20 protein-coding genes are annotated in these 25,731 nt (G+C 61.5%); 15 read left to right on the forward strand and 5 right to left on the reverse strand.

Features of this window, described 5'->3' with window-relative positions; genetic code table 11:
• The first annotated feature begins 274 nt into the window (after positions 1 to 274).
• Together argF and QQL85_RS14965 are read left to right on the forward strand one after the other, a co-directional pair.
• Entirely contained in the window at positions 275 to 1,195 is a 921-nt protein-coding gene (argF, locus tag QQL85_RS14960; RefSeq protein WP_284354294.1) for an ornithine carbamoyltransferase, read from the forward strand.
• Entirely contained in the window at positions 1,192 to 2,301 is a 1,110-nt protein-coding gene (locus QQL85_RS14965; protein ID WP_284354295.1) for an ABC transporter ATP-binding protein, read from the forward strand. The genes argF and QQL85_RS14965 overlap by 4 nt, the downstream gene beginning before the upstream one ends.
• A 39-nt stretch (positions 2,302 to 2,340) precedes the next feature.
• Here QQL85_RS14965 and ybaK read toward each other — a convergent pair whose 3' ends face one another.
• Positions 2,341 to 2,811 carry a Cys-tRNA(Pro) deacylase gene (gene ybaK / locus QQL85_RS14970; protein ID WP_284354296.1) on the reverse strand — a complete coding sequence of 157 codons (471 nt, stop codon included), beginning with the start codon at positions 2,809 to 2,811 and terminating at the stop codon, positions 2,341 to 2,343.
• 303 nt (positions 2,812 to 3,114) lie between these two features.
• On the opposite strand from ybaK, the gene QQL85_RS14975 reads away from it, so the two are divergent.
• From QQL85_RS14975 to glpD, 4 genes are all read left to right on the forward strand, one after another.
• Positions 3,115 to 3,966 (forward strand): MIP/aquaporin family protein, encoded by an 852-nt coding sequence (locus tag QQL85_RS14975; protein WP_284354297.1) that lies wholly within the window; start codon positions 3,115 to 3,117, stop codon positions 3,964 to 3,966.
• A 51-nt stretch (positions 3,967 to 4,017) separates the two neighbouring features.
• The gene (gene glpK, locus QQL85_RS14980; protein ID WP_284354298.1) at positions 4,018 to 5,517 is read left to right on the forward strand and encodes a glycerol kinase GlpK; all 1,500 of its coding nucleotides are present in this window, start codon (positions 4,018 to 4,020) and stop codon (positions 5,515 to 5,517) included.
• 101 nt (positions 5,518 to 5,618) lie between these two features.
• Positions 5,619 to 6,374, forward strand: a complete 756-nt coding sequence (glpR, locus tag QQL85_RS14985; RefSeq protein WP_284354299.1) for a DNA-binding transcriptional repressor GlpR — start codon at positions 5,619 to 5,621, stop codon at positions 6,372 to 6,374.
• Positions 6,375 to 6,548: 174 nt separating this feature from the next.
• Positions 6,549 to 8,090: a glycerol-3-phosphate dehydrogenase gene (gene glpD, locus QQL85_RS14990; protein WP_284354300.1), complete on the forward strand. Its 1,542-nt coding sequence runs from the start codon at positions 6,549 to 6,551 to the stop codon at positions 8,088 to 8,090.
• Between the two features lie 48 nt (positions 8,091 to 8,138).
• Here glpD and QQL85_RS14995 read toward each other — a convergent pair whose 3' ends face one another.
• Entirely contained in the window at positions 8,139 to 12,563 is a 4,425-nt protein-coding gene (locus QQL85_RS14995; protein ID WP_284354301.1) for an NEL-type E3 ubiquitin ligase domain-containing protein, read from the reverse strand.
• 334 nt (positions 12,564 to 12,897) lie between these two features.
• Between QQL85_RS14995 and QQL85_RS15000 the strand changes: the two genes are divergently transcribed.
• From QQL85_RS15000 to QQL85_RS15030, 7 genes are all read left to right on the forward strand, one after another.
• Positions 12,898 to 13,815 carry a glutamate/aspartate ABC transporter substrate-binding protein gene (locus tag QQL85_RS15000; RefSeq protein ID WP_284354302.1) on the forward strand — a complete coding sequence of 306 codons (918 nt, stop codon included), beginning with the start codon at positions 12,898 to 12,900 and terminating at the stop codon, positions 13,813 to 13,815.
• A 145-nt stretch (positions 13,816 to 13,960) separates the two neighbouring features.
• Positions 13,961 to 14,707 (forward strand): amino acid ABC transporter permease, encoded by a 747-nt coding sequence (locus tag QQL85_RS15005; RefSeq protein ID WP_085675218.1) that lies wholly within the window; start codon positions 13,961 to 13,963, stop codon positions 14,705 to 14,707.
• Positions 14,708 to 15,379: an amino acid ABC transporter permease gene (locus QQL85_RS15010; RefSeq protein ID WP_284354303.1), complete on the forward strand. Its 672-nt coding sequence runs from the start codon at positions 14,708 to 14,710 to the stop codon at positions 15,377 to 15,379.
• Positions 15,376 to 16,110 (forward strand): amino acid ABC transporter ATP-binding protein, encoded by a 735-nt coding sequence (locus QQL85_RS15015; protein ID WP_284354304.1) that lies wholly within the window; start codon positions 15,376 to 15,378, stop codon positions 16,108 to 16,110. Before QQL85_RS15010 ends, QQL85_RS15015 begins: the two co-directional genes overlap by 4 nt.
• Positions 16,111 to 16,183: 73 nt before the next feature.
• Positions 16,184 to 18,088, forward strand: coding sequence for a sensor histidine kinase (locus QQL85_RS15020; protein ID WP_284354305.1), 1,905 nt, complete (start codon positions 16,184 to 16,186; stop codon positions 18,086 to 18,088).
• A complete protein-coding gene (locus QQL85_RS15025) occupies positions 18,085 to 19,413 on the forward strand; it encodes a sigma-54-dependent transcriptional regulator (RefSeq protein ID WP_284354306.1) in 1,329 nt (442 codons plus the stop codon). The genes QQL85_RS15020 and QQL85_RS15025 overlap by 4 nt, the downstream gene beginning before the upstream one ends.
• A 25-nt stretch (positions 19,414 to 19,438) precedes the next feature.
• Positions 19,439 to 19,774 carry a GlpM family protein gene (locus tag QQL85_RS15030; RefSeq protein WP_025754578.1) on the forward strand — a complete coding sequence of 112 codons (336 nt, stop codon included), beginning with the start codon at positions 19,439 to 19,441 and terminating at the stop codon, positions 19,772 to 19,774.
• Positions 19,775 to 19,807: 33 nt separating this feature from the next.
• Here QQL85_RS15030 and QQL85_RS15035 read toward each other — a convergent pair whose 3' ends face one another.
• Positions 19,808 to 20,803: an alpha/beta fold hydrolase gene (locus tag QQL85_RS15035; protein WP_284354307.1), complete on the reverse strand. Its 996-nt coding sequence runs from the start codon at positions 20,801 to 20,803 to the stop codon at positions 19,808 to 19,810.
• Positions 20,804 to 20,999: 196 nt separating this feature from the next.
• On the opposite strand from QQL85_RS15035, the gene metR reads away from it, so the two are divergent.
• The gene (gene metR / locus QQL85_RS15040; protein ID WP_284354308.1) at positions 21,000 to 21,917 is read left to right on the forward strand and encodes a transcriptional regulator MetR; all 918 of its coding nucleotides are present in this window, start codon (positions 21,000 to 21,002) and stop codon (positions 21,915 to 21,917) included.
• On the opposite strand, the gene QQL85_RS15045 is transcribed toward metR, so the two are convergent.
• On the reverse strand, positions 21,901 to 22,314 hold the full coding sequence (locus tag QQL85_RS15045) for an NUDIX hydrolase (RefSeq protein WP_284354309.1): 414 nt from the start codon (positions 22,312 to 22,314) through the stop codon (positions 21,901 to 21,903). The genes metR and QQL85_RS15045 overlap by 17 nt on opposite strands.
• A gap of 252 nt (positions 22,315 to 22,566) precedes the next feature.
• Between QQL85_RS15045 and QQL85_RS15050 the strand changes: the two genes are divergently transcribed.
• Positions 22,567 to 24,186: an FMN-binding glutamate synthase family protein gene (locus QQL85_RS15050; protein ID WP_284354310.1), complete on the forward strand. Its 1,620-nt coding sequence runs from the start codon at positions 22,567 to 22,569 to the stop codon at positions 24,184 to 24,186.
• A 40-nt stretch (positions 24,187 to 24,226) separates the two neighbouring features.
• On the opposite strand, the gene QQL85_RS15055 is transcribed toward QQL85_RS15050, so the two are convergent.
• Positions 24,227 to 25,645, reverse strand: coding sequence for an amino acid permease (locus tag QQL85_RS15055; protein ID WP_284354311.1), 1,419 nt, complete (start codon positions 25,643 to 25,645; stop codon positions 24,227 to 24,229).
• Between the last annotated feature and the right edge of the window lie 86 nt (positions 25,646 to 25,731).

Raw genomic sequence — 25,731 nt, forward strand, 5'->3', positions numbered from 1 at the left:
GATTTGCGACAGCCATTTGCCAAATTGCCAGCAAGCCGTGTACAACCCTGTGTAGTAAATAAAAAACAGCATCGGCCAGCGGGTAAAGACACCCTTTGCAACATCCTTTCGAATAGCCCGCTGTTTCCCCCCTTGGCTTCAGGCGACATTTACTTATAGTATTGCGCCTTTCCCTATTTCGTCCGCCCCGTGCGGCTTACGCCGCAGGTCACTCCCGTTGTCAAAAAAAACCATACGGTCGACCTGCATACCGTTGCAGATAAGGTAGTCAATCATGAGCGCTAGGCACTTTCTCTCCCTGCTGGACTTCACCACCGACGAATTGCTCGGGGTGATCCGCCGCGGCATCGAGCTGAAGGACCTGCGCAAGCGAGGCGTGCTGTTCGAGCCCCTGAAGAACCGCGTATTGGGCATGATCTTCGAGAAGTCCTCGACCCGTACCCGGGTGTCGTTCGAGGCCGGCATGATCCAGCTCGGCGGCCAGGCCATCTTCCTGTCGCCGCGCGATACCCAGCTGGGCCGTGGCGAGCCGATCGGCGACAGCGCCATCGTGCTGTCGAGCATGGTCGATGTGGTGATGATCCGCACCCACGCCCACAGCACCCTGACCGAATTCGCCGCCAAATCGCGCGTACCGGTCATCAACGGCCTGTCCGACGAGTCGCACCCGTGCCAGCTGCTGGCCGACATGCAGACGTTCCTGGAACACCGCGGTTCGATCCAGGGCAAGACCGTGACCTGGATCGGCGACGGCTTCAACATGTGCAACTCCTATATCGAGGCTGCCCGGCAGTTCGATTTCCAGCTGCGCATCGCCTGCCCCGAAGGCTACGAGCCGGATGAACGCTTCATGGCGCTGGGCGGTGACCGCGTGCAGATCATCCGGGATGCAAAGGAAGCCGTGCGTGACGCACACCTTGTGGTCACCGATGTCTGGACTTCCATGGGTCAGGAGGAGGAAACTGCACGGCGCCTGGCGCATTTCGCGCCTTACCAGGTCACCCGCGAACTGCTCGACCTGGCGGCACCCGATGTCCTCTTCATGCACTGCCTGCCCGCCCACCGTGGCGAGGAAATCAGCCAGGACCTGCTCGACGACCCACGTTCGGTCGCCTGGGACGAGGCTGAAAACCGCCTGCATGCACAGAAGGCGCTTCTCGAATTCCTTGTAGAACCGGCTTACCACCACGCATGAGTCAACCCCTACTGCTCAACCTGCGCAACCTCGCCTGCGGCTATGGCGACCAGCGCATCGTCCAGAACCTCAACCTGCACTTGAACGCAGGCGACATTGGTTGCCTGCTAGGTTCATCCGGTTGCGGGAAAACCACCACCCTGCGCGCCATTGCCGGCTTCGAGCCGGTGCACGAAGGTGAAATCCAACTGGCTGGCGAGGTCATTTCCCGGGCTGGCTTTACCCTGGCCCCGGAAAAGCGCCGCATCGGCATGGTGTTCCAGGACTACGCGTTGTTCCCGCACCTGACCGTGGCGCAGAACATTGCCTTTGGCATCGCCAAGCACCCACGCCAGGCCGCCGTCATCGAAGAGATGCTCGAGCTCGTCAAACTGGGCGGCCTGGGCGGGCGTTACCCGCATGAGCTGTCGGGTGGCCAGCAGCAGCGGGTCGCCCTGGCCCGCGCACTGGCGCCAGAGCCGCAGTTGCTGCTGCTTGACGAGCCGTTCTCCAACCTGGACGTGGAGCTGCGTCGGCGCCTGAGCCATGAGGTTCGCGACATCCTCAAGAGCCGCGGCACCAGTGCCATCCTGGTGACCCATGATCAGGAAGAAGCGTTTGCCGTCAGCGACCAGGTGGGTGTGTTCAAGGAAGGCCGCCTGGAGCAGTGGGATACGCCCTACAACCTTTACCACGAGCCGCAGACGCCGTTCGTCGCCAGCTTCATTGGCCAGGGGTACTTCATCCGTGGGCAGATGAGCAGCCACGAAGCGGTCAATACCGAGCTGGGTGAACTGCGTGGCAACCGCGCCTACACCATGGCGCAGGGCAGCTCGGTGGATGTGCTGCTACGCCCCGACGATATCGTGTATGCACCGGACAGCCCGCTGCGGGCGGCTATCGTTGGAAAAAGTTTCCTTGGGGCGTCGACCTTGTATCGCCTGCAGTTGCCGACCGGCAGCCAGCTGGAAGCGATTTTCCCCAGCCATGTCGACCATCAGGTCGGTGGAGATGTGGGGATTGCGGTGAAGGCCGATCACCTGGTGCTGTTCCCGGTGCCGGGCAGTGTGGCGGCGCAATTGCCGCGCCAGGAGAACGGGGTACGTCGGTACAGCTCGGCGACCTGATTTCACAGCAATTGGGGCCGCTTTGCGGCCCCAGAAATCTCAGCCTCGACCGATCCCGGCAAACTTGCCCTGGGTATGCTCGGCCAACACCCCCGCTGCCAATTCTACTTCCAGCCCACGCCGTCCAGCACTGACATGGATGGTTGCAAAGTTCTGCGCTGATTCGTCAATGAACGTACGCAGGCGCTTCTTCTGCCCCAACGGGCTGATTCCACCCACCAGATAACCCGTAGCCCGCTGCGCCGCCACAGGGTCGGCCATCTCGCATTTCTTTACCCCGGCAGCATGGGCCAGGGCCTTCAAGTCCAGGGTACCTACCACAGGCACCACCGCTACCAGCAACTCCCCCTTCTCACTGCTCGCCAGTAAGGTCTTGAATACTTGCTGTGGGTCGACCCCAAGCTTTTCCGCCGCCTCCAGACCATATGACGCCGACTTCGGATCATGTTCATAACTGTGCACGCGGTGTTCGGCACGGTGCTTCTTCAGCAGGTCTAGTGCGGGGGTCATGCAGGGGCTCCGGTCTGGGACGGCTCGGCGGCTACTTTAGGACAATTCCCACAGCGCAGCCAGCGCACCGCAATCGCGCACCTCTAGCTCGGGGATCCGCAGCTGATTTTAGCGGCCATTTCGTGACTGGTCGTTCACTTTCGACCTTTGACATCAGCGTTTCTTGTCTATATTTTTTCGCTTCTGAACAAATGGCGCACTTTTAAGGTGCGTTTCCTGTATTTGCCCGGGGTCAATGGGGATCGACACCGGGCTTTGCTGTCGAGCGCCACGCGCCTCACAACAAAAAAAACGAGGTCATACATGACGACTGCTCTACGCCAACCCACATTGTCCAGCCAATGCCTGGCCGAGTTCCTCGGCACCGCGCTGCTGATCTTCTTCGGTACCGGCTGCGTTGCCGCGCTCAAGGTCGCCGGCGCCAGTTTCGGCCTATGGGAAATCAGTATCATCTGGGGCGTCGGTGTGAGCATGGCGATCTACCTCACCGCCGGCATTTCCGGCGCGCACCTGAATCCGGCCGTGAGCATCGCCCTTACCCTGTTTGCCGGTTTCGACAAGCGCAAGCTGCCCTTCTACATGCTGGCCCAAGTATGCGGTGCGTTCTGTGGTGCGGCGCTGGTCTACACCCTGTACAGCAACCTGTTCTTCGATTTCGAACAGGCCCACACCATGTTGCGCGGTAGCGAAGCCAGCCTGGAGCTGGCCTCGGTGTTCTCCACCTATCCACACCCGTCGCTGTCCACTGGCCAGGCGTTCCTGGTGGAAGTGGTGATCACCGCCATTCTGATGGCCGTGATCATGGCCCTGACCGACGACAACAACGGCCTGCCACGCGGCGCCATGGCGCCGCTACTGATCGGCCTGCTGATCGCCGTGATCGGTAGCGCCATGGGCCCATTGACCGGCTTTGCGATGAACCCGGCCCGCGATTTCGGGCCAAAACTCATGACTTTCCTGGCCGGCTGGGGCGAAATCGCCTTCACTGGCGGGCGGGATATTCCTTATTTCCTGGTTCCGGTATTCGCACCGATCCTTGGCGCCTGCGTGGGAGCCGCGACCTATCGCGGTCTTATCGCCCGCAACCTGCCAACGGCGCCTGCTGCGAACCCTGAGACAAATGACATTCGCCAGGGCGATACTCAAGCCAATTGATGCCGGCATCACGCCCAGCCCTGACCCCCTATTTTTGCAAGGCCTACGACCATGACAGACACCCAGGATAAGAACTACATCATCGCCCTGGACCAGGGCACCACCAGTTCGCGGGCGATCATTTTCGACCGCGACGCCAATGTGGTGGGTACCTCCCAGCGCGAGTTCGCCCAGCACTACCCCCAGGCGGGCTGGGTCGAGCACGACCCGATGGAGATCTTCGCCACGCAAAGCGCGACCATGGTCGAAGCGTTGGCCCAGGCAGGTATCAGCCACGCCCAGGTTGCCGCGATCGGTATCACCAACCAGCGCGAAACCACCGTGGTGTGGGACAAGGAAACCGGCCGCCCGGTCTACAACGCCATCGTCTGGCAGTGCCGCCGCAGCACCGAGATCTGCGCCCAGCTCAAGCGTGACGGGCATGAAGACTACATTCGCGAAACCACCGGCCTGGTCACCGACCCCTACTTCTCCGGCACCAAGCTGAAATGGATCCTCGACAACGTCGAAGGCGCCCGCGAACGCGCCGAGCGTGGCGAGCTGCTGTTCGGGACCATCGATACCTGGCTGATCTGGAAGTTCTCCGGCGGCAAGGTACACGTCACCGACTACACCAATGCCTCACGCACGCTGATGTTCAACATCCATAGCCTGCAGTGGGACGACAAACTGCTGGAGATCCTGGGCATTCCTCGGCAGATACTGCCAGAGGTGCGCCCCTCCTCGGAAGTGTACGGTCACACCAAGAGTGGCATCGCCATCGCCGGTATCGCGGGTGACCAGCAATCGGCACTCTTTGGCCAGATGTGCGTGGAGCCGGGCCAGGCCAAGAACACCTACGGCACCGGCTGCTTCCTGCTGATGAACACCGGCGACAAGGCGGTAACGTCGTCCCATGGCCTGCTCACCACCATCGCCTGCGGCCCGCGTGGCGAGGTGGCCTATGCGCTGGAAGGTGCAGTGTTCAACGGTGGCTCCACCGTGCAATGGCTGCGTGACGAACTGAAAATCGTCAACGATGCGCTGGATACCGAGTACTTCGCCAGCAAGGTCAAGGACAGCAATGGCGTTTACCTGGTGCCCGCCTTCACCGGCCTGGGTGCGCCGTACTGGGACCCGTATGCCCGCGGCGCGCTGTTCGGCCTGACGCGTGGCGTGAAGGTGGACCACATCATCCGCGCCGCACTGGAGTCGATCGCTTACCAGACACGCGACGTACTCGATGCCATGCAGCAAGACTGCGGCCAGCGCTTGTCCGAACTGCGCGTAGACGGCGGCGCGGTGGCCAACAACTTCCTCATGCAGTTCCAGGCCGACATCCTCGGCACCTGCGTGGAGCGCCCGCAAATGCGCGAAACCACGGCGCTGGGCGCCGCCTACCTGGCTGGCCTGGCCTGTGGCTTCTGGAGTGGCCTGGATGAGCTGCGCGACAAAGCCATCATCGAGCGCGAGTTCAGCCCACAGCTGGATGAAGCGCAAAAAGAGAAGCTGTATGCCGGCTGGAAGAAGGCGGTCGAGCGCACCCGTGACTGGGAAGATCACGAAGCGTAATGCCTATCGGGGCCGCCACGCGGCCCCAATCGTCTACTGGCCGTCATCCGCGTCCTACGGCATCATTGCAGAATTTGTCCGGCTGCCCCAAAGGACCGCCCATGAATCTGCCCCCTCGCCAACAACAAATCCTCGAACTGGTGCGCGAACGCGGTTACGTCAGTATCGAAGAAATGGCGCAGCTGTTCGTCGTGACGCCGCAAACCATCCGCCGTGATATCAATCAACTGGCCGAACTCAATCTACTGCGTCGCTACCACGGTGGCGCGGCCTACGACTCGAGCGTGGAGAACACCGCCTACGCCATGCGTGCCGACCAGATGCGCGACGAAAAGCAGCGGATCGCCGAAGCCGTAGCCCGGCAGATTCCCGACCATGCTTCGGTGTTCATCAACATTGGCACGACCACCGAGTCCATCGCCCGTGCGCTGCTCAATCACAGCCACCTGAAGGTCATCACCAACAACCTGCATGTGGCCGCGATCCTCGCCGCCAAGGATGATTTCGAAGTGCTGGTGGCGGGTGGCACGGTACGTCGCGATGGCGGAGTGGTCGGCCAGGCCAGCGTCGACTTCATCAACCAGTTCAAGGTCGACTTCGCCCTGGTCGGCATCAGCGGCATCGATGAAGACGGCAGCCTGCTCGACTTCGACTATCAGGAAGTGCGGGTATCTCAGGCCATCATCGCCAATGCCAGGCAAGTGATCCTTGCCGCCGACTCCAGCAAGTTCGGACGCAACGCCATGGTGCGTCTGGGATCGATCAGCCTGGTCGATTGCCTGGTAACCGACCAGGCGCCGACGACCACCCTCACCCAGCTGCTCAACCAGTACAAGATCCGTCTCGAGGTGGTTTGAGCCACTTGCGGGCTGCCATGCGGCCCGCCATTTTCGTAAATGTTCACTTTATTGTCATCTGATCAGTTTTTTCTATAAAGACTGACTGGCGACAGGCTTTCTGTTGCGCTAGTATTTTCGAAAACGAACATCAATGTTCATATTCGATGTGAACAGCCCCAGGAGGCCTTGCCCGTGTCCCAGCCCGTTTCGTCCCAGCCCCCGCTCGCCGACTGCTATGACCTCGCCGTGATCGGCGGTGGCATCAATGGCGTGGGCATCGCTGCCGACGCCGCTGGGCGCGGCCTGAAGGTATTTCTTTGCGAGAAGGACGACCTGGCCCAACACACCTCGTCAGCCAGCAGCAAATTGATCCACGGTGGCCTGCGCTACCTGGAGCACTACGAGTTCCGTCTGGTGCGTGAAGCGCTGGCTGAACGTGAAGTGCTGCTCGCCAAGGCACCGCACATCGTCAAACCGATGCGTTTCGTGTTGCCACACCGCCCGCACCTGCGCCCGGCGTGGATGATTCGTGCAGGCCTGTTCCTGTATGACCACCTGGGCAAGCGCAAGCGCCTGGGTGCCTCGCGCAGCCTGCGCTTCGGCCCGGGGTATCCGCTCAAGCCTGCAATCACCCGCGGTTTCGAATACGCCGATTGCGCGGTAGACGACGCTCGCCTGGTGGTGCTGAACGCCATGGCAGCCCGCGAACATGGCGCGCATGTGCGCACTCGCACCCGTTGCCTGCGCGCCGAGCGCGTCGATGGCCTGTGGGAGGTGTCGCTGCAGCACGCCGATGGCAGCCTGCAAACCATTCGCGCCCGCGCCCTGGTGAACGCCGCCGGCCCATGGGTGGCCAGCTTCATCAAGGACGACCTCAAGCTTGACGCCCCCTATGGCATCCGCCTGATACAGGGCAGCCACATCATCGTCCCGCGCCTGTACGAGGGTGAGCATGCCTATATCCTGCAGAATGAAGACCAGCGTATCGTCTTCTGCATCCCCTACCTGGACCGCTTCACCCTGATCGGCACCACCGACCGCGAATACAGTGGTGACCCGGCCAAGGTGGCGATTACCGAGCAGGAAACCGACTACCTGTTGAAGGTCGTGAACGAACACTTCAACCATCAACTCAGCCGCGCCGACATCCTGCACACCTATTCCGGCGTGCGTCCGCTGTGCAACGACGAGTCTGATAACCCATCGGCGGTGACCCGCGACTACACCTTGGCATTGTCTGCCACCGAGGGCGAAGCACCGTTGTTGTCGGTGTTCGGTGGCAAGTTGACGACCTACCGCAAACTGGCCGAGTCGGCCATGGTGGAACTCAAGCCATTCTTCATCCAGATGCGCGACAGCTGGACTGCCGAAGCTACCTTGCCAGGTGGCGAAAACATGACAACCGTCCAGGCATTGGTCGATGCCATCCTTGCCCGCAATGGCTGGTTGCCGGTAGACATTGCAAAGCGCTGGGCCGTGACCTATGGCAGCCGCGTCTGGAGCCTGCTGGACGGCGTCAGCGGGCCAGACGATTTGGGCCAGGCCATCGGTGGCGGGCTGTTCAGCCGGGAAGTCGATTATTTGCGTAGCCAAGAATGGGCAATCAGTGCCGACGATATTCTCTGGCGGCGCACCAAGCTGGGCTTGTTCACCTCGACAAGTGAACAAGAAACGCTGAAGGACTATCTAAAGGAAACCGCCTGCAACGTGTCGGTTGGCGATCAGGCTGCGTGAGTAGACTCGGCGCGATGCATGAGCAATGCACCGCGCCGATACGCCCAGTCAGCGTTGCCAGCGCATGAAGGCTTCCTGAGTCAATTGCTCGATCAATGCGCGTTCTTTCGTTTCCAGTTCCTTGGTCTGTGCCTTGCACTGTTCGAGATAAGTGTTTTCACTGATCGCTCCGTCATTTACAAGCGCTTCGGCATGCTCCAGCGCCAGACGCTGGTCATCTACCAACGCCCTGAATCGCAGAAAGTACGTGTTGCGCAAGTAGTCTTGCCAATAGGGTTGGTCGGCGAGTGACTGCCTAAGCCGTACATCGCTCTCCGCTGACAGGATTTCTGCCCTGGCGACATTGATGTCTTCAACGGTCACCAACGACTCTGCCAGGTAGTGCATGCGCACCGGTTGAGCCGGTAATTGCAAAGGCCCGGCGAGCCCGACCCGATAGGCAAGATACGTTTCGATGTCGTCGATGCTCTCCAGGCGCGCGGGCTCGTTGGCAAAGGCCTCTCTGAGCCGGTTGAGCTTTTGTGCAGCCGCTCTGTCAACTTCTTGCAACCGATACAGCGAGCGCCCCAATCTTACCAAGGCCCTCTCGCTCTGCATCTGCGACAAGCCCGCCGTTTCGCGATGAACCAGCGCACGGACCTCCAGCTGGCTAAACAACCAGAGCAGACGGTCTTCACAGGTCGCCACGCCCCCTGTCTGCGCGAACATGAGCTCACGCAACTCACCGTTCTGCTCGCACGCCTCGATAATGCCCCACACCCTTGCCCGGTAGTACATCGGGTGTTTCAAGAAGTCTGGCGACCTGCCAAAGTCATTCAGGAAGTGAAAGAAATCATTGGAGCCCGGCTCATTGCGCAAATTGAGCCATGCCTGCTCACGCGAAGTCCGCAACGCACCGACTGCCCCCGTCAGCCACTGAGACAACTCCGCCTGCTGCAACAGATGCTCACGGTAGCTCGGGCTTCCCTCCACAGCGGGTTGCACCGCGCTCGACGGGCCCGGCTGTGCTTGTACATAGCGTTCACTGGCTTCGTCCAACGGATTGCCGCGCAGCTCCATTTGTTGCAGGCGCGCCCGCAGGCCTTGCAGATCCTGGTTAACTTGCTGGATCTGGTTTTCACGCAGGTCGACAAGGCCGCGCCATGGCAATTGCTGGAGATTCTCCGGCAATTCGGCAAGCGCTGCTCCGCGTAATCCCACATTCCGCAGGTTCAACAACCCCCTCACCTCCGGGGCAATACCCAACGGGTTGAAGTTGATCTCAAGGTTTTCAAGGTTACGCAGCCTGCTCAACCGCTCGTTATCTGCCAGGGCAAAAATGATCTGGTTGTTGTCCAGACGCAGTTGTCGAAGCTCGGGCAAATGCTCCAGGCCCGCAGGGATCGACAACAACCGGTTGTTACGCAAGTCCAACTCCCTCAGATTTGGAAAACGCCTGAGGAAATCGGCGTCGACTTCCACCAACGCCATATCGCGCATAACCAGTCGCGTCACATGCTCGAACATGATGTCCTGCGGCAAGCCAGGCAGGCGGCCCACACGTTCGGCGCAAATTTCTAGCGCGTAAGTGCCATCGCTCAGCAGCCCCGTTTTACGGCGCCAGCAACGGCGAATTGCCCTCACCACTCTGCTGCGCCTTAGCAGGTCGAGAATATTTACATACGCCGCTCGCCAACTCGCCAGCCCTTGACGCAGGCTCATCCACTGCCCATGTAACCGCTCATAACGTGACCACGGGTCAGCCCCCGCCACCATGGCATCCAGCACATAGCGCTGCAGCTGCTCATCGTCGAGCGTAGGAAAAATCTGCCTGATTCCGCGCATGCTGGCTTGCGCACGGCCATTCCCCCGCCCACTCAGCGGGTAACCAAGCCGACCATCGGCAAAGCGAACCGGCGGCCGTACCGCCCCAGGGACAGGCCCTTGCCCAATGAGACGGGAAGCAACATCGCGGTGAAGACGCGCGTGAGCCGCCAGCACGTTTACCAATTGCGGCTCACTAAGCATTGCATCCCCCAGCAGTAACTTCTGGTCTTCCCCCATCACCAGCAAGAGCGCATTCATGAGGCTGTCGGTGGTGGTCACGCCAGCTTGAGCGCCCCCCGTCAGATCATGAATGCTGTAACGGCTTTTCTCGCGCACGATGCAAATGACCTGCTGCGTCACCTCTGCCCCCACCTGGCCAAGCACCTCCCCTTCGGGCGCGCCCTCGCGTAACTCGACGCGAAGCGAATCGGGCCAGGCGGCGAGCTCCTGCACCAACCCCAAGGCCAGTCGTTCAGTATCGGTATTGATCGCAGGTGCTTGCCTCAGGCCCGCGCAGGCTCGGTCCAGGCGGCTGTCACGGAGCAACCAGCGCGCTCTTTCTGCCATGGCCAGCGACACCCGCCCGGTGCTATTCAGTAGCTCCAGATCACCACTGTTCACTTGCTGACGTATTTCTTTTGCGCCTCGCACGCTGAGCCCAGGGAAATGCCGGCGCAGTAGAGCATCTTCCACCTCTTCAGCCTCCTGCGCAGCCGCGACCAACATGTCGAAAGCAGCGGTCTCCATCGCTGAATGCGCAGCATGTAACCGGTAACGGTCCAACGCATCCTGAAGGCGCGCAGGTGCGGGCGCGTTTTCTACGTTCAAGCGCCGTAACTGTGCCTCATCGAACCCTGTGCAATCGAGCACGGCCGTAGCCTGCTCTGGGCTGATATCAGTGAACCTGGCCGCCAGCCTCTGCAGTAACAAGTGCTCTCCCTGCCATTCCTGAGGTTGCTCGAGCGCATGGCGCCAACCACCACTGCCATTGCGCTCCAGCAGTGGGCGGTAGGCATCTTCACGCGCGGGGTGGCGGATCAGCAGGTCCTTGCGGTCCCGAGAACTTGCCAGCTGGAAATCCCCTTCTGACAAACGCAGATGCCCAGCTTGGCGATCGATAGAGACCAGCCCCGTCGACGGGCTACCCGTTCTGTCGACACGGTAGGCACTCATATCGCGGGAGCACAGTTTCAGGCGCTCGCTGCCAACCAGTACCGGTATCAAGTCATCAACAAAACTCACGCGCTCTAACAGCCGTGCGCCTGCCGTTGCGCCCGCCCCCAGGGCCGCACCAACGACAATCGTTTCTGCTACCAAGAACAAATGCCCCAGCGCGGCCTGCCGATCACCGATTTTCCAATCCTGATAGCCCTCATAGACTTCGTCGGCGACTTGAAGCGCTGCAATGCCCAGCATGACCTCACCCAGTACGGGGACAAAAAATCCAGCCAGGCCAAGCAACGCCAATCCAGTGCTTGCATAGGATCTCAGTTCGGCGTTACGCGACTCGGCATCCTTGACGCCGGTCGGGATGGCCAGAACCTTGGCGTCATCAAGGATCTTGTTGATACGCTGGCTCCGCAGGTAGCGGAACAGCGACAGTTCAACAACCAGGTTTCGACAATCGAGGCTGAGCGGTGTGCCAGCCTTGGCTTTCTCTTTGCGCCCCTCAAGCTGGGTACTGAATGAAATCCGATCACGCTCGGCGATGAACCGGCCGAAAAAACCGGCATAGGCTGCCTCGCGCAAGCGCAGCCCCAATACCTCATAGAACCCCTCCCAGGACCGGAAATGCTGAATGGCCTGAACGGGATCACCCGGGATCCACACCAGCAGATTGCGCATTGCGCCCTTACTGTCTCTGACTTCAACAGTCACCACTCCGTGTACGCATTTGCCCAATACATAAAGCTGCCGAATCTTGAACATGCTCGGTGAAGCCGGGCTCGATTCAGCGCCTTGCATGCTGCCCGATACCGTCTTGTCGCAGAGACTCAAAAGCTGCACATTCGAGTGCTCATCAATCAGCCCTTTGAGCGCCGCAATACGCACCGCGGCCTCCATGGCTGACCGGGAAGACTCTTCAAGCAGGTTCACCACGTTTTGCCGAGCCTGCTCATCGGCGGGCAGCAAAGTCTTATGCAGTGCGTTCTGGTACAGACCGCCAAGATCCAGTTCACGGCTTAGCTTGGCAAACTGCACGAAAGAGACAGGTAACACTGCGCCAGATGGGGCCTCGAGCCGGCGACGAACAAGAGGCCGTGACTGCACTTCATCCAGGGCGAAGTTATGCAGGGCCGCAGACAACAGGGGCACTGAAGCGGTACGCACAACCCGCACGACGGGGGGCAGTGGAAACATACTGGCGTATTCCTTTCGCACCACCGTGCACAGCGAGGCCGTGCGTACATCCACGTTGATGTTGTGCCCTGCTTGCAGCTGTTTCTCCAGCTTTGGCGCGGCGAACTCCACCAGCCCGGCAAGGCCTTTCAGCAGTTCTCTTACGCGTTCTGCACCCGCCTGCTCCGCACGCAAGGCAAGGTGCAGATCCCTGAGCGCTTCGACAGACGCATTTCTGATCCAGTCCGGTATTTGCTTGGCGATCACGGCATCGATGGAGTCCGCAGGGATGGGGTTCGAGCCAAGCTGTTCACGCGCATCGGTCATGGGTTCTGCCTCCTGAAATTCAGGTAGCAGGCCACGGCCTCACGCTACGAAAGTGGTAATTAAATATGAGTACCATCAACTAACCAGGCCATCCATTCGGATTACCGAACACCAGAATGCAACGCGTTCGGAATACCGGCCGAAAAATGACGTCACAATTGCCCGGAAAACTTCAAACCTCAGGAATTTCGCGGCGTTATGATCGGAGTCAGGGCTTGGCACGAGTCATGCTCTACACTTGGTAGCCGAATGCACTCGCTTCTTGCGGTATTCGTTGAACGAAAGAGTCCGCCAACGGCTCCATAAAAAAAACAAACACGTCGAGGAAAATTTGATGCGTATCGTTCGTCAATTGCTGGGCGCCGCCATCGCGGCCGCTGTGATCGCTTCGCCGGCCATGGCCGAAGAACTGACCGGCACCCTGAAGAAGATCAAGGAATCGGGCACCATCACCCTGGGCCACCGCGACTCCTCCATCCCGTTTTCCTACCTGGCCGGCAAGCCCGAGCCCGTGGGCTACTCGCATGATATCCAGCTGGCTGTCGTCGACGCCCTGAAGAAGCAACTGGGTACGGACATCAAGGTCCGTTACAACCTGGTCACCTCCCAGACCCGCATCCCGCTGGTGCAGAACGGCACCGTGGACCTTGAGTGCGGCTCCACCACCAACAACGTCGAGCGCCAGCAGCAAGTCGGCTTCTCGGTCGGCATCTTCGAAGTCGGCACCCGCCTGTTGACCAAGGTCAAGGACGGTGCACCTGCATACAAAGACTTCCCGGACCTGGCCGGCAGGAACGTGGTGACCACCGCCGGCACCACCTCCGAGCGCATCCTCAAGGCGATGAACGCCGACAAGCAGATGAAGATGAACGTGATTTCCGCCAAGGACCACGGTGAAGCCTTCAACATGCTCGAAAGCGGCCGCGCCGTGGCCTTCATGATGGACGACGCTCTGCTCGCCGGCGAAATGGCCAAGGCCCGCAAGCCTTCGGACTGGGTCATTACCGGCACCCCACAGTCGTATGAAATCTACGGTTGCATGGTGCGCAAAGAAGACGCGGCCTTCAAGAAAGCGGTCGATGACGCCATCGTCGGTTACTTCAAGTCGGGCGAAGTCAACAAGAGCTACGACAAATGGTTCATGCAGCCGATCCCGCCAAAAGGCCTGAACCTGCAGTTCCAGATGAGCGACGAACTGAAAAAACTGATCGCCGAGCCGACCGACAAGGCGGCAGACGAGAAGAAGTCCTGATCCTCAGCAAATAGTGGCCTGGTGCTCAAGCGCACGAATCAATTCTGCAGGCCACTCATTAGTGTCTAACCTTTCATCCGAGGGCGCTTGCCGCCCCCGGATGCTCGAAGGTGCCCGTGAAACAACCGTCTGAGGGGAAATCCCGATGAATTACAACTGGGACTGGGGCGTGTTCTTCAAGTCCACCGGCGTGGGCAGCGAAACCTATCTGGACTGGTACATCACCGGCCTGGGCTGGACCATCGCCATCGCCATCACCGCCTGGATCATCGCGCTGCTGCTGGGGTCAGTCCTCGGCGTCATGCGTACCGTGCCGAACCGCCTGGTATCGGGCATCGCTACCGCCTATGTGGAGCTATTCCGCAACGTGCCATTGCTGGTGCAGCTGTTCATCTGGTACTTCCTGGTACCGGACCTGCTGCCCGAAGGCCTGCAGGAGTGGTTCAAGCAGGACCTGAACCCGACCACTTCGGCACTGATCAGCGTGGTCATCTGCCTGGGCCTGTTCACCGCAGCCCGCGTCTGCGAACAAGTGCGTACCGGTATCCAGGCGCTGCCGCGTGGCCAGGAAGCCGCCGCCCGCGCCATGGGCTTCAGCCTCCCGCAGATCTACAACAACGTGCTGCTGCCGCAGGCTTACCGGATCATCATTCCACCGCTCACCTCTGAGTTCCTCAACGTCTTCAAGAACTCCTCGGTGGCGTCGCTGATCGGCCTGATGGAGCTGCTGGCGCAGACCAAACAGACCGCTGAGTTCTCCGCCAACCTGTTCGAGGCGTTCACCCTGGCCACGCTGATCTACTTCACCCTGAACATGGGCCTGATGCTGCTGATGCGCATGGTCGAGAAGAAAGTCGCCGTGCCTGGCCTGATTTCCGTGGGGGGCAAATAAATGGACATGGATTTCAGCGAAATCATTCCGGCCCTGCCCGCCCTCTGGGACGGCATGGTCATGACCCTGCAACTGATGGTCATGGGCGTGGTTGGCGGTATCGCGCTGGGCACCGTCCTGGCACTGATGCGTCTGTCGTCGAGCAAGCTGCTGTCACGTGTGGCTGGCGCCTACGTCAACTACTTCCGCTCTATCCCGCTGCTGCTGGTGATCACCTGGTTCTACCTGGCAGTGCCATTCGTGCTGCGCTGGATCACCGGCGAAGACACCCCCGTGGGTGCCTTCACCTCGTGCGTGGTGGCGTTCATGATGTTCGAGGCTGCGTACTTCTGCGAGATCGTGCGTGCCGGCGTGCAGTCGATTTCCAAAGGCCAGATGGGCGCCGCGCAAGCGCTGGGCATGAACTACGCGCAAACCATGCGCCTGATCATCCTGCCCCAGGCCTTCCGCAAGATGACCCCGCTGCTGCTGCAGCAGAGCATCATCCTGTTCCAGGACACCTCGCTGGTGTACACCGTGGGCCTGGTAGACTTCCTCAACTCGGCACGCTCCAACGGCGACATCATCGGGCGCTCCCATGAGTTCCTGATCTTCGCCGGCGTCGTGTACTTCCTCATCAGCTTCTCCGCTTCGTGGCTGGTCAAGCGCCTGCAAAAAAGGATCACCGTATGATTTCCATCAAGAACGTCAACAAGTGGTACGGCGACTTCCAGGTACTGACCGACTGCAGCACCGAGGTCAAGAAAGGTGAAGTGGTGGTGGTCTGTGGCCCGTCGGGCTCGGGCAAGTCCACCCTGATCAAGTGCGTCAACGCCCTGGAGCCGTTCCAGAAAGGTGACATCGTGGTCGATGGCACTTCGATCGCCGACCCGAAGACCAACCTGCCCAAGCTGCGTTCGCGGGTTGGCATGGTGTTCCAGCACTTCGAACTGTTCCCGCACCTGTCCATCACCGAGAACCTGACCATTGCCCAGCGCAAGGTGCTCGGCCGCAGCGAAGCGGAAGCGACCAAAAAAGGCCTGGCCCTGCTCGACCGCGTCGGCCTCGGTGCCCACGCCAAGAAGCACCCCGGCCAGCTGTCCGGTGGTCAGCAGCAGCGCGTGGCCATTGCCCGCGCCTTGTCAATGGACCCGATCGTCATGCTGTTCGACGAACCGACCTCGGCACTGGACCCGGAAATGGTCAACGAAGTACTGGACGTAATGGTTGAACTGGCCCACGAAGGCATGACCATGATGTGCGTGACCCACGAAATGGGCTTCGCCCGCAAAGTGGCCAACCGCGTCATCTTCATGGACAAAGGCAACATTATCGAGGACTGCCAGAAGGAAGACTTCTTCGGCAACCCGACTGCCCGCCACGAGCGTACCCAGCACTTCCTCAGCAAGATCCTGCAACACTGATTTTGCCTCACTGAACCGGCCGGCGCCGCTGCCCTTTCGGGCAGCTGGCGCTGGTCGTGACAAGGCCACTGTGATGAAATGCGACCCTTCGCTTCTTCTCCCTGCCAAGCCTGCCGTGAATTCCCGCCTGCTCCGCCAATTGCTGTTGCCTCCCCTGATCATCCTGCTGATGGTCGGCCTGGGGTTGGCTGGCTATCTGATCAGCGAGAGCAACGGCATTCGCACCCTCAGCGAAAACGGCGAACGCCAGCTGGAGCTGCACGCGCGCACGGTCGAAAGCGAAATCAGCAAGTACACCTACCTGCCAAGCCTGCTAGAGCTGGAAGACAGCGTCTCGCACCTGCTCACCGACCCGGACGGCGGCTCACGCCAGACCGTCAACGAATACCTTGAAGGCCTGAACCGCCGCAGCCGCAGCCGGGCCATCTTCGTCCTCGACACCAATGGCCGGGTGCAGGCCACCAGCAACTGGCGCGATGCCGACTCATTCCTGGGTGAAGACCTGTCGTTTCGCGCGTACTTTCAGACGGCCGTGCGCGGCGAGCCTGGTCGTTTCTATGGCATCGGCAGCACCACCGGCGAGGCCGGCTACTACCTGGCCCATGGCCTGGAGGAGCACGGCAAGATCATTGGCGTGGCGGTGATCAAAGTGCGCCTGGACACCCTCGAAGAGCGCTGGCAGCGTGCGCGCCTGGAGGCGTTCGTCAGCGACGAGAACGGCATTATCATTCTCTCCAGTGACCCGGCCAGACGCCTGAAGTCAGTACGCCCGCTGACCCCGCAAATCAAGGAACGCCTGGCGCGCAGCCTGCAGTACTACTGGTGGCCATTGAACGAGCTGCAGCCACTGGCACGGGAAACCCTGGCCGATGGCGTGGAAAAACTGACCTTCCCTGCCAACAGTGAAACTGCCCAGGGCAAGCCCCACGAAGTGGCCTACCTGGCCCAGACCCGGCGCCTGGCCGATACACCCTGGCATTTCACCCTGCTGACCCCACTGCAGGACCTACGTCGTGAATCCATGGTGCAAGGCATCCTGGTAGCCGTGGCCTTTGCCTTGCTGGCGATCCTTGGCATCGCCTGGAACGAGCGACGCAAAGTTATCGCCACCCGCCTGGCCGCCCGCGAGGCGCTGCAAGAAGCCAACAGCCAGCTGGAGCGGCGAATCGCCGAACGCACAGCCGACCTGCGTGCCAGCAATGAACGCCTGAAGGGGCAGATTCGCGAGCGCCGGCATGCCGAGCAGACCTTGCGCCACGCCCAGGATGAGCTGGTGCAGGCTGGCAAGCTGGCCGCCATCGGGCAAATGTCCACCAGCATCGCCCATGAGCTGAACCAGCCGCTGGCCGCGTTGCGCACCTTGTCTGGTAACACGGTGCGTTTCCTCGAACGCGGGGCACTGGAAACGGCTAGCACCAACCTGCGTACCATGAACGACCTGATCGACCGCATGGGCCGTATTACCGCAAGCCTGCGCTCGTTCGCCCGGCGTGGCGATGACCGCGGCCAGGCTTCGCTGGCCAAAGCGGTGGAAGCCACCTTGCAGGTACTGGCCAACCGTATCAGCGCGTGCCATTTGCAGTTGCACCATCAGTTCGAGGACCAGCAACTGGCCATCGACCAGACTCGCCTGGAGCAGATTCTGGTCAACCTGATCGGCAACGCCCTCGACGCCATGGCGGCGCAACCCTTGCCCGAGCTGTGGCTGGAAGGCGAACTGCAGGGCGACAAGTACCGCTTGCAGGTGCGCGATAATGGCCACGGCATCGATGCTGAGGCGCGCAAGCACCTGTTCGAACCTTTCTTCACCACCAAACCGGGCGAACATGGCCTGGGCCTGGGCCTGACCCTGTCGGCGAGCCTTGCCGCCGCCGCCAAGGGCAGCCTCAACGTCGAGCACCCCGCCACTGGCGGCACGGCCTTCGTCCTGGCCCTGCCACTGGTATCCCCCCCTAGCGAATCGGCAGAGCACCCATGAACCAAGCGCCTCTTACCGTCCTGATCGTCGAAGACGACCCGCATGTGCTGCTCGGCTGCCAGCAGGCGCTGGCGCTGGAAGATATCGCCTGTGAGGGCGTGGGCAGCGCCGAACAGGCGCTGGAACGCATCGGCGACGATTTCGCCGGTATTGTCGTCAGTGACATCCGCTTGCCGGGCATCGATGGCTTGGAGCTGCTCAACCGCCTCAAGGCCCGCGATCGCAGCCTGCCGGTGGTGCTGATCACCGGCCATGGCGATATCGACATGGCAGTCGGCGCCATGCGTGACGGCGCCTACGATTTTATGGAGAAACCGTTCTCCCCTGAACGCCTGGTCGATGTGGTGCGCCGAGCACTCGAACAGCGCGGGCTGTCGCGGGAAGTTGTGGCCCTACGTCGCCAACTGGCCGAGCAGAGCAGCCTTGAAGGCCGCATCATCGGCCGCTCCCCCGCCATGCAGCACCTACGCGAGCTGATTGCCAACGTCGCCGATACCTCAGCCAACGTGCTGATCGAAGGCGAGACCGGCACCGGCAAGGAACTGGTAGCCCGCTGCCTGCACGATTTCAGCCGCCGGCAGGGCCAACCGTTCGTGGCGCTGAACTGTGGCGGGTTGCCGGAAAACCTGTTCGAAAGCGAGATTTTCGGCCACGAGGCCAACGCCTTCACCGGTGCCGGCAAACGTCGCATTGGCAAGATCGAACACGCCAACGGCGGCACGCTGTTCCTCGATGAAGTGGAGAGCATGCCGATCAACCTGCAGATCAAGCTGCTGCGCGTGCTGCAGGAACGCACCCTGGAGCGATTGGGCTCGAATCAGAGCATCCAGGTGGATTGCCGGGTGATCGCCGCGACCAAGGCCGACCTCGACAGCATGGGCCAAAGCGGCCAGTTCCGCAGCGACCTGTACTACCGGCTGAACGTGGTGACCCTGGAGCTGCCGCCACTGCGCGAACGCCGCGAAGACATCCTGCAACTGTTCGAACACTTCCTCCAGCAGTCGGCCCTGCGCTTCGACCGGGAAACACCAACGCTGGACAGCCAGACCTTGTCGCGCCTGATGGCCCATGACTGGCTGGGTAATGTGCGCGAGTTGCGCAACGTGGCTGAACGCTATGCCCTCGGCCTGCCCGCGTTCAAGAAAGGCCCCAGCGGTGGCGCCAGCCAGGGCCTGGGCTTTGCCGAGGCGGTGGAGGCATTCGAACGCAACCTGCTCAGCGACGCCCTGCAACGCACGGGTGGCAACCTGAGCCAGGCCAGTCAGGAGCTGGGCATGGCCAAGACCACGCTGTTCGACAAAGTGAAAAAATACGGCCTCGGCTGACCTCAACCCAAACTGGAAAGACAACGTGGATCTGGTATTCAAAGCGGCCCTGGGCGCTGGCGTGGTGCTGTTGCTGGCGGTGCTGTCGAAGACGCGCAATTACTACATCGCCGGGCTGGTGCCGTTGTTCCCCACCTTTGCCCTGATTGCCCACTACATCGTCGGCAAGGGGCGCAGCATTGCAGACTTGAAGACCACCATCCTGTTCGGCATGTGGTCGATCATTCCGTATTTCGTGTACCTGGCGACCTTGTATGTGCTGGTCGACCGCCTGCGCCTGGAGGCGTCGCTGGCGCTGGCCACGGTGGCCTGGCTGATGGCTGCGACTGTGCTGGTGACGTTGTGGGTGCGGATGCACTGAGCCTGCAACTGTGGGAGCGTGTCTGCCTTTGGTTCACAGCCCTGCGATGTGCGTGGCATCCTGCCGATGCGCTTGCAGATATGGCAACACCGCCCCTAGCAGCGGCGCCTTGAACGGCTCTTGGAAGCGGTGCGCCAGCCCTGGTATAAGCCGCAACTGGCTGCCCTGGATATGCGCAGCCAGGTGCACGCCATGCATCACCGGCAACAACGGGTCAGCCGTGCCGTGTACCACCAAGGTCGGTACCCGCAGCTGGTTGAGCAATTCGACCCGGCTCGGCTCGGCCAGTATCGCCATGATCTGGCGCTTGGCCCCGTCAGGGTTGAACGCCCGGTCGTAGGCCACCGCCGCCTGATGCAGCAACACTTCACGGTCGTCCCGCACCTCGGGGCTGCCCAGGGCCGCCAGCAGATCGGCCTGCTGCTCGATGGCCACTTCGCGGCTCGGCGCGCTGCGCCGGGCCAGCAACTGCACCAGCGCCGGATCCGGCGCCGGCAGCCCCGCCGCCCCTGAACTGGACATGACCAACGTCAGGCTGCGAACGCGCTCAGGTGCCATGGCCGCCAGGTGCTGGGCAATCATGCCGCCCATGCTCACGCCCAGTACATGAAACTGGCGCACACCCAACGCATCCATCAGACGCATGCCGTCATCCGCCATGTCGGTCAACGTATAAGGCGCCGCCACCGGCAAGCCCAGCTTGTAGCGCAGCAGCTCAACCGTCAGGTTGGCCGACGGAGGCATCTGATTCCAGCGTGACAGGCCAACATCGCGGTTGTCATAGCGGATAACCCGAAAGCCTTGGCGGCACAACGCCTCGACCACATCGTCCGGCCAGTGAATCAGTTGCCCACCCAGGCCCATGACCAGCAACAACGCCGGGTCACGCGGCGCGCCAACGCTCTGGTACACCAGGCTGACCGCGCCGAGTTCGGCACGTTGTACCGGCACATGGGCGTCACACCGCTGTTCGGCGAAACTCGCAGGTACGCTGACAAGGAATAAAAGAAAAAGCCAAAAAGCCCGCATGAAAGAAACACCAGAATGCAGATCCCCAGTAGAGCGCGAGTCTGATGAATTCTGTTCGGGCGCGCTGCCACAGTTCGGTGACAGTTTCATGACTCCCGCCAGGCGGTGCGGCTGAACGCCCAGTCGACAGGCACAACAACATGAGAGAAACTCAACTCATTCTCTGCTTCTTCAATCCCACACCCCGGAGTCAGCTGTGCTGGAGATCCGTCACCTGAAAACCCTTCATGCCCTGCGCGAAGCCGACAGCCTGGTGGAGGCCGCCGAGCGCCTGCACCTGACCCAGTCGGCACTGTCACATCAGTTCAAGGAGCTGGAAGAGCGCCTGGGCCTGCCGCTGTTCGTGCGCAAGACCAAGCCGATCCGCTTCACCAGCGCCGGGCTGCGCCTGCTGCAACTGGCCGATGCGACCCTGCCGTTACTGCGCGGCGCCGAGCGTGACATCGCGCGCCTGGCCGGTGGCACGGCCGGGCGCCTGCACATGGCCATCGAATGCCACAGCTGCTTCCAGTGGCTGATGCCGACCATCGACCAGTTCCGCGATGCCTGGCCGGAAGTGGAGCTGGACCTGGCCTCCGGCTTTGCCTTCGCCCCGCTGCCGGCCCTGGCCCGCGGCGACCTGGACCTGGTGGTAACCTCCGATCCGCTGGACCTGTCGGGGATCACTTATGTGCCGCTGTTCACTTACGAGGCGATGCTGGCGGTGGCCAACCAGCACCCGCTGGCCAGCAAGCCCTACATCGTGCCGCAAGACCTGCTCGACCAGACGCTGATCACCTACCCGGTGGAGCGCGACCGCCTGGACATCTTCACCCGTTTCCTGGAGCCGGCCGACATCGAACCGGCCGCTGTGCGCACCTCGGAGCTGACAGTGATGATGATGCAGCTGGTGGCCAGCGGCCGTGGCGTGTGCGGCATGCCCCACTGGGCACTGCACGAGTACAGCTCGCGCGGCTATGTGAAAGGCAAGCGCCTGGGTGAGAAAGGCCTGTTTGCCACCCTTTATGCCGCCGTGCGCACCGACATGCTCGATGCGCCGTACATGCGCGACTTCCTGTTGACCGCCAAAGACACCTCGTTCGCCACCCTCGATGGGGTCAGCGCGGTACGCTGACGGCCTGGCGATACAGCGGCAGGATCAGGTCGCGGGTCAGCGGTGCCAGTTGCAGGACTGGCGACTGATCGGCGGCCAACCACACCACCTCTTCGATCTCCGCAGCCGGTGTTACCAGTGCTGCGCTGTCGACACGGAACAGTTCGGCTTGCACTTCAAAGCCGGGTTCGTTCGCGGCCGGGGCGCTGAACTGGCCCAGATGCACGGCCTGATCCGGGCTGATGTTCAGGCCCAGCTCTTCCTGCAGCTCACGCACCAGCGCCTGCAGGGGCGATTCGCCGGCATCGATCTTGCCACCTGGCTGCATGAAGGCCTCGGTGCCGCGCTTGCGCACCAGCAGGGTGCGGCCCTGAGGGTCAATCAGCAGGGCAGCGGCGATGCGGATGATGTTGGGCATGGGAGGGCTCGCTGGAAACAATGGCCGGGGAGGATCCCATGGGGGGCTTTGGCCTGACAAGGCCAGCCTCCTCCATACCCCTTTCGCGGGTGAACCTGCTCCCACAGGGTATGTGTTGCGCCTGCGGTCATCGCCTTGATTCGAGAATGATTTTCGCTACCCCGATTTTAATTTGCAGCGCCCCGCAACTTGGCTATGGTCGGGGTTTGCCCCCAGGCCCTGAGCCTGACCGCGCCATCGCAAGGACCCCGTATGAGCCTGTCACTTCTCAGCCGCTATGCCTTCTTCGCCGCCTGTGTGCTATTCACCCTGGCGAGCCTGCCCTTCACCCACCACGAATGGTTGTGGCCGTTCACCCTGACCACGGGCATCCTCAGCCTGATCGGCCTGTTCGACCTGCTGCAGCAACGCCACGCGGTGCGTCGCAACTACCCGATCCTGGGCAACATCCGCTATCTGGTCGAAGCCATTCGCCCGGAAATCCGCCAGTACCTGCTGGAATCGGACAGCGATGCATTGCCGTTCTCCCGCGCCCAGCGTTCGCTGGTGTATGCCCGGGCGAAGAACGAAGCTTCGGACAAACCCTTCGGCACCCTGATCGATGTGTACGAGTCCGGCTTCGAGTTCATCGGCCACTCCATGCGCCCAGCCCCCCTGGCCGACCCGGCCAGCTTCCGCGTCATCGTCGGCGGGCCGCAGTGCAGCCAACCGTACTCGGCCTCGATTTTCAACATTTCGGCAATGAGCTTCGGCTCGCTCAGCGCCAATGCCATCCGCGCCCTCAACCAAGGCGCCAAGCTGGGCAACTTCCACCATGACACCGGCGAAGGCAGCATCAGCCCTTATCACCGGGAACACGGTGGCGATCTGGTCTGGGAGCTTGGCAGTGGCTACTTCGGCTGCCGCACACCAGACGGGCGCTTCGACCCCGAACGCTTTGCCGCCCAGGCGCGCAGCCCGCAGGTTCGGATGATCGAAATCAAGATGAGCCAGGGCGCCAAACCCGGCCATGGCGGCATCCTGCCCAAACACAAGGTGACCCAGGAAATCGCCGAGACGCGTGGCGTGCTGATGGGTGAGGACTGCATTTCGCCCTCACGCCACAGCGCATTCTCGACGCCGATCGAGATGATGCAGTTCATTGCCCAGCTGCGCGAACTGTCCGGCGGCAAACCGGTGGGTTTCAAGTTCTGCCTGGGCCACCCCTGGGAGTTCATGGGCATCGCCAAAGCCATGCTGGAAACCGGCATCCTGCCCGACTTCATCGTCGTCGATGGCAAGGAAGGCGGCACCGGCGCAGCACCGGTGGAGTTCACCGACCATATCGGTGTACCACTGCGCGAAGGACTGCTGTTCGTGCACAACACGCTGGTTGGCCTGAACCTGCGTGACAAGATCAAGCTAGGCGCCAGCGGCAAGATCGTCAGCGCCTTCGACATTGCCAGCGTGCTGGCCATTGGTGCTGACTGGGCAAATTCGGCGCGCGGCTTCATGTTCGCCATCGGCTGCATTCAGTCGCAGAGCTGCCACACCAACAAGTGCCCGACCGGCGTGGCCACACAAGACCCGCTGCGCCAGCGTGCGCTGGTGGTGCCGGACAAGGCCCAGCGGGTGTTGAACTTCCACCACAATACGTTGCGCGCCTTGGCCGAAATGCTCGCGGCGGCAGGTTTGGAACACCCGGCGCAACTGGAGGCCAAACACCTTGTGCGACGCATCTCCGCCACCGAGATCAAGCTGTTCTCGCAGATGCATGTGTTCTTGAAGCCGGGGGAGTTGCTGACGGGCGAGGTGAACGGCCAGTTCTATTCGCGCATGTGGCAACTGGCGCGGGCGGACAGTTTCGAGCCCAATAGCGAAGTGGCGGCCTGACAGAACGCTGGGGCTGTGTTGCAGCCCCAGCCATATCCGATCAGGAGGCGGTACTGGCTACACCTTGTACTTCTTTCGGCGCCAGACGGAACGCGTAGTACAGCACCGTCAGCAGCACCAGGAACGCCGGGCCGATGTACAGCGCCACGCGGGTATCCTCGAAGTACGCCATCAAGCCAACCACCAGCACCAGGAAGCCCAGCGCCAGGTACGAGCTCAGCGGCCACAGCCACATGCGGTACTTCAGCGCCTTGCGCTCAGCGGTAGTCAGGCCTGCGCGGAACTTGAGCTGCGCCAGCAGGATCATCACCCAGGTCCAGATCGCACCGAAGGTGGCAATCGACGTGACCCAGACAAAGACCTTTTCCGGCACCAGGTAGTTGGCCAGCACGCCCAGCAGCAGCGCGCCAATCGACAGCAGCAACGCGTTACGCGGTACGCCATTCTTCGAGGTACGGGCGAAGGCCGCCGGGGCCTGGCCGTTCTGCGCCAGGCTGTAGAGCATGCGCCCGGTGCTGAAGATGCCGCCGTTGCACGACGACAGCGCCGCAGTGATGACCACGAAGTTGATGATACCGGCGGCGGTCTTGATGCCGAGGCGTTCGAAGGTCATGACGAACGGGCTGCCCTGGCTGCCGATTTCGTTCCACGGGTAGATCGACAGGATCACGAACAACGCACCGACGTAGAACAGCAGGATGCGCCAGAACACCGAGCCGATGGCCTGCGGGATGGTCTTTTGCGGGTTGCGTGCTTCGCCGGCGGTCAGACCGATCATTTCCACGCCCAGGTAGGCGAACATCACCATCTGCAGCGACATCAGCACGCCGGTCACGCCATTGGGCATGAAGCCACCGTTGCTCCACAGGTTGGAAATGCCCACAGCCACACCGTCATTGCCGAAGCCGAAGGCAATGACGCCGATGCCGCCGAGGACCATGGCGATGATGGTGACGATCTTGATCAGGGCGAACCAGAACTCGAACTCACCGAAGGCCTTCACCGCCACCAGGTTGACCGCGCCCATGCTACCCAAGGCCGCCAGGGCCCAGATCCAGCGCGGTACATCGGGGAACCAGATGCCCATGTAGATGGCCACTGCGGTGATTTCGGCAACGCAGGTCACCAGCCACAGGAACCAGTAGTTCCAGCCGGTGAGAAAGCCCGCCAGCGGGCCGAGGTAATCCTGGGCATAGCGGCTGAACGAACCGGCGACGGGGTTGTGCACGGCCATTTCACCAAGGGCGCGCATGATCACCAGGATGGCCAGGCCGCCGATGATGTAGGACAGCATGATGGCTGGGCCGGCCATTTCGATGGCCTTGGCCGAGCCGAGGAAGAGACCGACACCGATACAGGCGCCCAGCGCCATCAGGCGGATGTGCCGTTCGCCCAGTTCACGCTTGAGCGGGCCGCCTTCAGTGGCAGGGCCGTGGGCAGGGTGGTTGCCGACTGGCATAGCAATACAACCTCATTTTGTTATTGGATTTGACCTTCGTGCAGCACCGGCCATGCCGATAGGCGTGGCGTTGGCTTGCCAGGCTG

This window comes from Pseudomonas putida (assembly GCF_030159595.1).
GTDB classification, from domain to species: Bacteria; Pseudomonadota; Gammaproteobacteria; order Pseudomonadales; family Pseudomonadaceae; genus Aquipseudomonas; species Aquipseudomonas putida_AC.